This is a genomic window from Protofrankia sp. Cr2 (assembly GCF_963555885.1).
Lineage (GTDB): Bacteria > Actinomycetota > Actinomycetes > Frankiales > Frankiaceae > Protofrankia.
In genome coordinates, this window is sequence record NZ_CAUVXG010000021.1 from 69,301 (window position 1) to 78,435 (window position 9,135).

At 64.9% G+C, this 9,135-nt stretch carries 11 protein-coding genes; 9 read left to right on the forward strand and 2 right to left on the reverse strand.

The annotated features are described in order from the left end of the window. Positions 1-826: 826 nt before the first annotated feature. Together U9978_RS12155 and U9978_RS12160 are read left to right on the forward strand one after the other, a co-directional pair. A complete protein-coding gene (locus tag U9978_RS12155) occupies positions 827-1,372 on the forward strand; it encodes a class IV adenylate cyclase (RefSeq protein WP_322761209.1) in 546 nt (181 codons plus the stop codon). 1,100 nt (positions 1,373-2,472) lie between these two features. Beyond that, positions 2,473-3,018, forward strand: coding sequence for a BlaI/MecI/CopY family transcriptional regulator (locus U9978_RS12160; RefSeq protein ID WP_322761210.1), 546 nt, complete (start codon positions 2,473-2,475; stop codon positions 3,016-3,018). A 578-nt stretch (positions 3,019-3,596) separates the two neighbouring features. On the opposite strand, the gene U9978_RS12165 is transcribed toward U9978_RS12160, so the two are convergent. Continuing rightward, a complete protein-coding gene (locus U9978_RS12165) occupies positions 3,597-3,815 on the reverse strand; it encodes a hypothetical protein (RefSeq protein WP_322761211.1) in 219 nt (72 codons plus the stop codon). A 97-nt stretch (positions 3,816-3,912) separates the two neighbouring features. Between U9978_RS12165 and U9978_RS12170 the strand changes: the two genes are divergently transcribed. The 6 genes from U9978_RS12170 (at position 3,913) to U9978_RS12195 (ending at position 7,413) form a co-directional block, all read left to right on the forward strand. Then, complete coding sequence (locus U9978_RS12170) at positions 3,913-4,224, forward strand: hypothetical protein (protein ID WP_322761212.1); 312 nt, start codon at positions 3,913-3,915, stop codon at positions 4,222-4,224. After that, positions 4,221-4,502, forward strand: coding sequence for a hypothetical protein (locus U9978_RS12175; protein WP_322761213.1), 282 nt, complete (start codon positions 4,221-4,223; stop codon positions 4,500-4,502). Before U9978_RS12170 ends, U9978_RS12175 begins: the two co-directional genes overlap by 4 nt. Before the next feature lies 1 nt (position 4,503). Further along, complete coding sequence (locus U9978_RS12180; protein WP_322761214.1) at positions 4,504-5,154, forward strand: 5-formyltetrahydrofolate cyclo-ligase; 651 nt, start codon at positions 4,504-4,506, stop codon at positions 5,152-5,154. Positions 5,155-5,318: 164 nt separating this feature from the next. Further along, positions 5,319-5,729: an FmdB family zinc ribbon protein gene (locus U9978_RS12185; RefSeq protein ID WP_322761215.1), complete on the forward strand. Its 411-nt coding sequence runs from the start codon at positions 5,319-5,321 to the stop codon at positions 5,727-5,729. A gap of 223 nt (positions 5,730-5,952) precedes the next feature. Next, positions 5,953-6,735, forward strand: coding sequence for an SAF domain-containing protein (locus tag U9978_RS12190; RefSeq protein ID WP_322761216.1), 783 nt, complete (start codon positions 5,953-5,955; stop codon positions 6,733-6,735). 261 nt (positions 6,736-6,996) lie between these two features. Next, complete coding sequence (locus U9978_RS12195; RefSeq protein ID WP_416210943.1) at positions 6,997-7,413, forward strand: hypothetical protein; 417 nt, start codon at positions 6,997-6,999, stop codon at positions 7,411-7,413. Positions 7,414-7,434: 21 nt separating this feature from the next. On the opposite strand, the gene U9978_RS12200 is transcribed toward U9978_RS12195, so the two are convergent. Continuing rightward, positions 7,435-7,629 carry a hypothetical protein gene (locus tag U9978_RS12200; protein WP_322761217.1) on the reverse strand — a complete coding sequence of 65 codons (195 nt, stop codon included), beginning with the start codon at positions 7,627-7,629 and terminating at the stop codon, positions 7,435-7,437. A gap of 649 nt (positions 7,630-8,278) precedes the next feature. On the opposite strand from U9978_RS12200, the gene pstS reads away from it, so the two are divergent. After that, a partial coding sequence (gene pstS / locus U9978_RS12205; protein WP_416210944.1) for a phosphate ABC transporter substrate-binding protein PstS occupies positions 8,279-9,135 on the forward strand: 857 nt, incomplete at its 3' end.

Sequence of the window (9,135 nt, forward strand, 5' to 3'; positions counted from 1 at the left end):
TGTCTTCCTCCTCCGCCTCGCGATCTACGCACCCCGGCCCCGCTCCTTGATCCGCGCCCCTATTGCCGGGCGCTCTTATCGGTTCTGTCGCCGGACGACACGCGGGCCGATACGTGTGGATGTAAGGCGGTGTCGGGCGCAAGAGCCGATGAAAGACCTTGCACGCTGTCATGAATGCGTCGCGAATTCCAATCGTGGCCGTCGTGTGGGACCCGTTGATACGATCTATATCTCCCGGGTCACCGTTCCGCGGGCCCGATCAGCTGGGCGCGGGGACCTCGTCGCGGGGGGGTGATCCGGCATGGCCGGTTTCGGGAAGGGAGCCGGACTTGCCCGAACGCGCCAGATCGAGCACCATCCGGCTGTCGGCGGCTTCGCTCTCGTGATCGACGGGTGCTCGGCTTCGACCTGACCGCGGAGGCGGTTGGGCCGCTGATCCGGTGGCGGTGGCGGAGTTTCCGCTCGCCGCTCGCGCGCAACATGTTTGTGACGTGGCGCTCCGTCGCAACCGGCGCGGGATGACGGGAGCTGACGACGACGGATGGAGTGGGCGCCCGAGGACGGAAGCGAGTGGCTCTCGAACCAATGCACCGCTGCTGGATGGAAGGGTGGAACGTGTGCTGACCGTTGCTGGTTGTCAGCTGAGGGTCGATGTCGCATCGCCCGGCTCAGATGCACGCCAGAAAGATGTGGTCATGGCCACTCCGTCGGCGTCCAACGTCCATCCGACTCTATAGCTTTGGCGGTGGGTGTTACTTCTGGTCGTTCGGTTATGTGCCAGGCTGTCGCGTCGGGGGATGGCGGGACAGACGATGGGGAGGCTTGTGTGCGCGAGGTTAAGGTCAAGTTCCATGTGAGAGACAGGGAGGCGCTCCTCCTGACCCTCAAGGCGCGAGGCATCGACCTGGGCGAGCCGTTCTTTCAGGATGACCAGGCGTACGCTCCCGATCGCTGGACGTTCGACGACAGCCGACTCGGCGTCTCCTTCCCACGTCTTCGTACGATAAACAACCGTCATTTTTTCGCGCTGCGACGGCCGACTGTTAATGCTCAGGCGTGTGATGCATATGAAACCGAGGTCGCTGATCGTGACCAGATGCATCAGGCGATCCTGAACATGGGCTTCTGTCCGACTGTTCGGGTGGCCAAGACCCGGCGGACGGCAAAGGTGGGCAGCATATCACTATGCGTCGATGAACTGGATGGTCTAGGTATGTTTCTGGAGCTCGACTGTCCGGTACCTGCACATGAGTCGGTTGTCGCCGTCCAGGAGGAGTTGAACGCATTCGTTACTTCTCTGCGCGTTGATGTGACGCGTACGGAGGAGACGTGTGACGCGCTGGTGCGAACCGCGCAGTTGCGGGCAGCCTGAGCGCTTCATTGCAGGCCCGGTCCGGATCAACCTGGTTCATGCTGGTTCTGTCTGTAGTGGTCTATCCTGTATTGATTTCGTCTGGTCATTTTATTCATTATTATGCTGGTTTTGTCCTGTTGCTCTAGATTATATTGCTTTAGGTCATGTTGGCCTGTGGCGGGTCGGTCAGGTCCGATTCCCGCTGAGGGCCTAAGCACAGTGGCTTCTGTCGGGTTGTGCATGCGTTGTTCAATCTCCGGTGCATAAACTGCTCGTTGAGCAGGTGGAGCGCCGAGTTCGGGCGCACGCAACTACAGACGGGCGGGCTCCAGCACATGTCGCGAAGCCGGGTCCGACTGGACGGGCTCGTGGTGGACGGACGGGACACCCCGTCGTCCGGTCGAGCTGGATGGCCCGAATCCGGTCCGTCGCCGGCAGTGCGGCACAACCCATTCGAGAGTTGCTCTCAGCCATGACCGGGACAGCTGCCTGCGCGGCATCGGCGTCGGCGGGTCCCGCTTCCGCGTGTGTCTCGTCATTCGGCCACTTCGCCTGCTATGCGAGCCATACCGAACTTCCGCGGTGGTGCCGGCGGTCTATCGACCGTGCATGGACGCTCGCGACCCGAGCGATGCGTGGTGTGCTTTCCATTCTTTTCCCAACGGTGACGGCCGGCCGGACAGGTGTATCGGGCCAGCACGGGCCCGCGGCCCGGCCGGCCGGTGTGTTCGGCTTCGGCGGGCGCTCGTCAGGCTGGATCCTGCGCTATGCCATGGTCCGACGGGGGCCGCCGGGATGCGTATGTGATCGAGGCTGGCCGCATCACCCCGTCGGTCATCAGGGCTGGTGTTCGCTTCGTCCTCGGCAGCTAGAGCCATGCCTGATGGATCTTTGATCGTTTCGTTCTAAGAGCGCCCGGCAATAGGGACGTGGATCAAGGAGCGGGGCTGGGGCGCGTAGATCGCGAGGCGGCGGAGGGAGGCACCGGAGGTTGTGGGTGTCGACCGACGACAACGACGCGAGGTGCGTGCCCCAGCGCCGCGACGCCGCGTCCCCTATTGCCGGTCGCTCTAAGGCCGGTCGCTCCCCGTCATTCGAGCCTGCGAGGATGACCCTTGTTGACTACTCGTGACCCATGGTCGCCACGACGCCACGACGATTCCAGCTGGCCGGAGAACGATTCCGGGCAGACCGATCAAACGCAGACCGCGTCCGGTACGGTGATCCGCCGACAGCCGGGCGAACTCGAAGGAGCTGTTCTCGCGGTGCTGTGGGTTGCTCGAACGCCCGTGAGCACCGGCGCCATCCAGCAGAACCTGGGCGGGGGACTCGCTCACAGCACAATAGCCACCACGCTTGGCCGTCTCATCGCCAAGGGACACGTCGAACGGGTACGCGTTCGGCGGGTATGGATGTACCACGCGACCCGATCTCGGGAGGAGGACGCTTCCGCACGCATGCTTGCGTTGCTGGGTCAGGTCGCCGACCAGGATGCGGCCTTGCGTCATTTTGTAATCGGTCTTTCGCCCCTGCAGGTGCGGCTGCTGTGGATTTTGCTCGATGCGGCCGGCGGAGATTCGTACGAGCGTGACGCCGATGAACCAGCCCATGATGATCACGGTGCCGCGGATGGATCGGGAGCGGGTGCGGTCGGGGAGGTCTGAGATCCCGTTTCTGGATCTTCTGGGCCCGGCTTCCTGATCAGATGAAAGATCAAATCTGGCTCTCGGTCGCCGGATCGTCAAGTCGTCAGGTCGACTGGAGAGCATCGTCTGGTCGGTGGCGGGAGCGGGCTCGGCTGCGCTGCTGACTGCGACCGCCACCGCGTGGGCCTTTGAGCGAATCAGAGTCGATCATTGTCGCTCGACCTGATCGATGTGGATCCGGTCGGGGCTCGGGGCTCGGGGCTTCTGGTTCGGGACTGGAGTTCGATGCTCATTGTCACGGTGGGCTGGCTCATGAGCGAATCCCCTAAAAATATTAGGTTATCGAAAATGGCCTCGACAACGTCGATCGACAAAGCATTGCCGCTCGAGTGGTGGTGGATGAGCCCGAATCCAGTGTGGTCTGTTGGTGGCATCTGCACGTGCACACGTATCTGCATCTGCATCTGCATCGGTGGGCACGGACTCGACTGGTTGAATCCGACCTCCAGCTGGCGTCTTCGCACCATGGCGGGAGACCCGGTCGGATCCGGGCTCGGGCCGCTGAATGCCTCTGGGGACGCGCGAACCCCGGTCGACTAGGTCCTTCGTCGCCGGTAGTACTCGACGATCCAGGCATCGACGTCGCGTTTGCGCCACACTCGGGTGCCTTTGGATGTCGGGGTAGGTGCGTTGATGACCTGTAGCGGAGCAGGGAACTGAGGGTCTCGCCGCGTCCAGTAGTCAACCGCCTGGCGCGTGATCTTCAGTTGGAAGGCTATGTCCCCGATGCCGACCAGCCGCTCACCGTCGTCCACCTGAACAGCGTAACGGCTTTGCTGGTAGCCAAGTACACCGCTATGGTTTGTTTTGCTGGACAGCAAATGTTCCGGGAGGATACGGATGGTGGCACCGGTGACAGGCCGCGACGTGGTTCGGGCGACGCTGGATCGCGACGAGGCATATGACAAAGATCCACAAGGGGACCCTCCAGTCTCGGTACCCCGCTATCGTCGCGCCGTGCGAGCGGCGATCGATGTCCTACCCGACGTCGTGACGGAGAAGGGAATGCGCAGGTCAGACGGTGATTTCGAGGCATACTCGGCGGGTGTGCGCGACGCGTTGGATGCAGTCGCGGACGCGATCGCACTGGTTGTCGACGGTCCGGGGGATCCGGGGGATCCGGGGGATCCGGACGGCGGCGGACCGGCGCGGACCGCGACATGACCGGAGTGTCAGCCGGGGGACTGCCGGCTGTGCCTGGTGGGGCGGATGGGCTGCGGGCAGCGGCGGGAAGCTCGCCGGGCTCGCCGGGCCGGACGGGATGTCCGAAGCTTCCGAACTGGGAAGGAGGAACGCTCGTGTGGGACGACGCACGCTCCGACGACGATCGTGACATCGGATGGGGCGACGACCGGGACACCTCTGAGGAGGGCGCGGACACCGACATCGAGTGGCTGCGCGCCGAACGTCCACCGCATCACATCGATCGCGACACGTCCTGACATGCCCGCGGATGAGGCTCTGAACAGCCTGAAGGTCGAGCTGCGGGCGCGCCAGCTCGCGGCACGCGCCGGTCGGATCGCCCGTACCGACTTCGGGGCGGGTGGCGGATCGGCGTCAGAGGGTTCGATCGAGGCGTACACCGCCGCTTCGTCGACCCGACGCGTATTGGATCTTCCCGAGGTGGCCGCGGCGCGCTGCGTGGCCGCGTATGTGAACCTGCCCGGCGAGCCGGAGACGGGTCGGCTTCTCGGGCAGCTGCGGGCCCGGGGCGTAGGCGTCCTGCTGCCGTCGACGCGACCCGATCTCGATCTGGATTTCCGTGAGTACAACGGATCACTGATCGCGGGTGCCTTTGGGACTCGTGAACCGCCGCTCGGTGCGGTGATTATTGATCTTGTCCGTGCGGATGTCATCGTTGTTCCGGCGTTGGCGGCCGATGTGCGTGGAGGGCGATTGGGGCGTGGCGGTGGCTCCTACGACCGGGCGCTGCGGCGCGCGAGGCCGGATGCGCTGATCGTGACAATGGTGCACGACCACGAGCTGGTCGCCCGGGTTCCGACTGAGCCCCATGATGTCAGCGTCCATGTCGTTGTCACACCGCGCGCCACGGTGCGTTGCCGGGCTGCCGGCTTGTCGGCGGACCCGCGGTAGCGCGATTGGTGCGGGGTGTGGTGATCATCGGCGCTGACGCCTGTGCCGGTGGAGCTGGCAGCCGGTTCGGATCGCGGTCTGCGGGTGGTCGCCGACGCCTCGATGCCGTCTCGGGTTAGAGTTGGCAGTCACCGAAGTCGAGTGCTAACTCCTGGGAGGAGTCCGTGCCGCGTTACGAGTACCGCTGCACCGCGTGCGATCAGGATCTCGAGGTTGTGCAGAGTTTCAACGACGCGGCGCTGACCGAGTGCCCCGCCTGTGGCGGCAAACTGCGCCGGGTGTTCAGCCCGGTCGGCGTCGTGTTCAAGGGTGCCGGTTTTTACAAGACCGACAGCCGATCCGGTGGCGGTGGAGTCCGGGACCGGGCGAAGGAGAAGGTCGGCAATGATGCCGGCGCTGACACGTCCAGTAAGGAGACGGTCGGGGCTGGTGCGCCCGCGGGGGGCGGCTCGGCGGACGCGACGTCGAGTGCCGCAGGCTCGTCGACCTCCACGAGCACGGCGTCATCGGCTGGCTCATCCGGCTCATCCGGTTCATCCAGCTCCTCCGGTGGCTCGGGTACGGCCGCGGCCTGATCGATGCGGGCTCCCTCGGGCTCCCTCGGGACTTCCGTGGGAGCCCGAGGTCGTTGGCGACTTCTCGGTTGCGTCGGCGACTGCTCTGGCTGGTCCGGGGCGGATTTCCACAGGAGACGGCCCCGGGCGTAAGCGGACGGCGGGTTGTCCACAATGCGCGCTCCGGTCGTGACTGCTCCCCACCCGGTGGCTAACGTGATCTTCACACTAACCTGTGAAGATCGTGGAGGTCACGATGTGGCTTGCCGGACGCACAACGGCGCGTATCGGAGAGGTACGTGCCTGGCGGCTCGCTGTCGGGGCGCGGCGGCGGGTTCTCGCGGGTGTCTTCGCCGGCCTGGCTGTCCTCCTTGCGGCTGGCGCCCTGCGATCCAGCCAACCGCTGGCCGGTACAGCGGTGGTTGTGGCGGCCGGTGAGCTGGAGGGCGGGGCGATCATTGCCCCGACCGACGTTCGGATCGTGTCGTTACCGATGGATGCCGTGCCGGCGGGTGCGGCCCGGCGCTCCGAGGAAGCCGTCGGGCGAACCCTGGCAGCGGCGGTCGGTCGTGGCGAACCGATTACCGATGCGCGGTTCCTCGGTCCAGGCATGCTCACCCAGCGGCAGACAGCCGCCGGCCTGGTCGCCACGCCGGTCCGCATCACCGATGCCGGATCGGTTGTGTTCCTGCGTGTCGGTGATCGGGTGGACGTGCTTGCGGCGTCCACCGAGATGGACGTGCCAGACACGAGCTCACGGAACGGGTCGACGGCGATGAGGCCAGGAGGCCCCACCAGCGATACATCGGCAGGTCCGATACCCGAAGCCGGCACCGCGACGGTCGTTGCATCCGACGTCACGGTCTTAGCGGTTCCCCGCCCCCGCGATGCAGCGGAAGGTCTTGCAGGTGCGACTGACGGGGCGTTGCTCCTTGTAGCGGCGACGCCACGGGTTGCGGCTATTCTTGCCGGTGCGGCAGTACACGCCAGGCTGTCGGTGACCGTGCTGGGGCGCCGATCTTCATAGATCGCTAGCTTCATAGATCTCTGGAGTCATAGCTCCATAGCCCTGTGGGTGACGGTTCGGCCGTGATGATGGTCTGCAGTCGGAAACATCGTGCGATCAGTTACCGTTCGAAGTCAAGACAAAACGGAAAGTTCCCACCCGGTGTGCGAGGTCCGGCCTGCGCATGCTTGTATCGGAGCTTGTCGACCGGAGCGGACCGCGGCCGATCCCGAGGCGATCGTGGCTGGCACGGTCACTCCGCTCAGGTGGGAACGAGCCGCGATGAGGCAGCTCGGATCGTTGTGTATGTGCGGGGAGGGGACGACGATGGGTACATCCATCGACGATGGTGCCTGTGGTGTGTGGCAACGGGTGCCCGACGAGGTGATCAGCCGGCTTGACGGGCTCCCGGGGGCAGCCTACGAGGTACCGGATGAGGTCACATGTGCGCTCGAGACCGGGCATCCCGACAGTCACATGGCCGTTCTCCAGGGCTGGGGCAATCAGGAGGCATGGTTGGTCTGGGCTACACCGACAACGGTCACTGCGCCGGGATGCCGAGTGGATGGCCTGACCTGCCTGCTCTCGGTGGGACATGTCGGACGCCATCATGTGATCATGACGGATGTGGTGGAGGACGAAGGTCCCTACTGGTGCGACAGTCGCGCTGATCTGGAACTACAGCGCACGCCGATCTGACCGGGGGTCCGGTCACGGCTGTCACCCACGGTTGGCGTCCAAGGCGACGGTGTCGGTGCGATAGACAAGCGTGACATCGGTATCGCTGGCGAAGTCGACGAGACGGGCATGGGCCGGCAGCTCGCCGAGCATCCAACAAAGATCGGACACGGTACTTCCTTCGCAGGCCGTTATTGAGTATGCCTGCGCTTCGTCCCGGGGGAGACGCGCGTCCATCGGACCTTCGCTATTCCGCACGCGCGTCTGGCTCCCGTCGCCCACCGTCGGGAGAGCCGCGCTCGTCAGTGCTCCGGGTGGGGCTCCGGATCCGGGTGGGGCACTGGGTCCGGGTGCTGCGGGTGATCTGGCGGGTCCGTGCGGTGCAGCTTTTTTGTTCATGGACATAGCTTCGCTGTGGGCGTGAGTCAGATCCATCCCGGCAAACGGGGAGTTTTCGGCCCCGCGACGCCGCGTCCCTATCGCCGGGCGCTCTTACGTGGCCTTCCTGGACTCGGAGGGCGCGACTGTGGTTCGCTCAGCGTGCGAGGCTGGGCTCCCTCGAGTCCCGGGCGCCCTCGGGCCTTAAACGCCACGGGGCTGTGGGCTGTGGAGCAAGGACGACGATCGCGGCGCTTGGCACGCAGTCGGATCGAGCAGCGATCCTACATGTGCCGGCTGGCCGGGACGTATGTGACGTAGTCGGTTCTGACCGACACGACCCCTCTGTGTAGAGCTACCCCGGACCCGGGATGTGTTTTGCTCGACGTCCGATTCGCGTTCACTTCCGTTCATCTTTCGTTCATGCTGAATCGCTTCGATTCTCGCCGGCACCCCGGTCCGGGGGCGGACAGAACGGCGCCATTGCGCTGAAGACGAAGGGTCGCTTGTGAACATAGCGAAACGTCAGGTTGCGGTCATGGGCCTTGCGATGTCGGCGGTGCTGGGGGTGGCCGCCTGCGGTTCCGACGACACGGCGGCGCCGAGCTCGACGGCCGGCACTGCCACGGGCGCGATCTCCTGCGCAACCGGGTCGATCACCGCTTCGGGTTCGACTGCGCAGAAGAACGCGATGGACGAGTGGGTCAAGAAGTACCAGATTGCGTGTCCGGGATCTTCGATCAACTACCAGGGAGTCGGCTCCTCCGCCGGCAAGCAGGCGTTCGTGGACGGCAAGATCGACTTTGCCGGCTCGGACTCGGCTATCAGCGGTGACCAGGCGACCAATGCGGCCAAGCGCTGCACCGGCGGGGAGCTCGTCGACCTGCCCATGGTCGCCGGGCCGATCGCGGTGATCTACAACCTCTCCGGCGTGAAGGACCTGCAGCTCTCTGCCTCGACCTTGGCAAAGATCTATTCTGGTGCGATCACCAAGTGGAACGACCCGACGATCGCGGCTGACAACCCCGGCGTGACCCTGCCCAGTACGGCGATCGTCTCGGTGCACCGTTCGGACGGTTCGGGCACCACGGACAACTTCACCAAGTTCCTGGACGGCGCTGCCAAGAGCGACTGGACGTTCGGTTCCGGTTCGGACTGGAAGGCCCCGACTGGTCAGGGCTCCAAGGGCAGCGACGGGGTGACCTCAACGGTGAAGTCGACCGCCGGTGCCATCGGCTATGTCGAGCTCTCCTTCGCGGAGAACGCCGGCCTGTCGACCGCAAAGATCAAAAATGGTGCCGGTGAGTACGTGGCAGTCAGCACTGAGGCGACGTCCAAGGGTGTGAGCACGGCCACGGTCGCCGC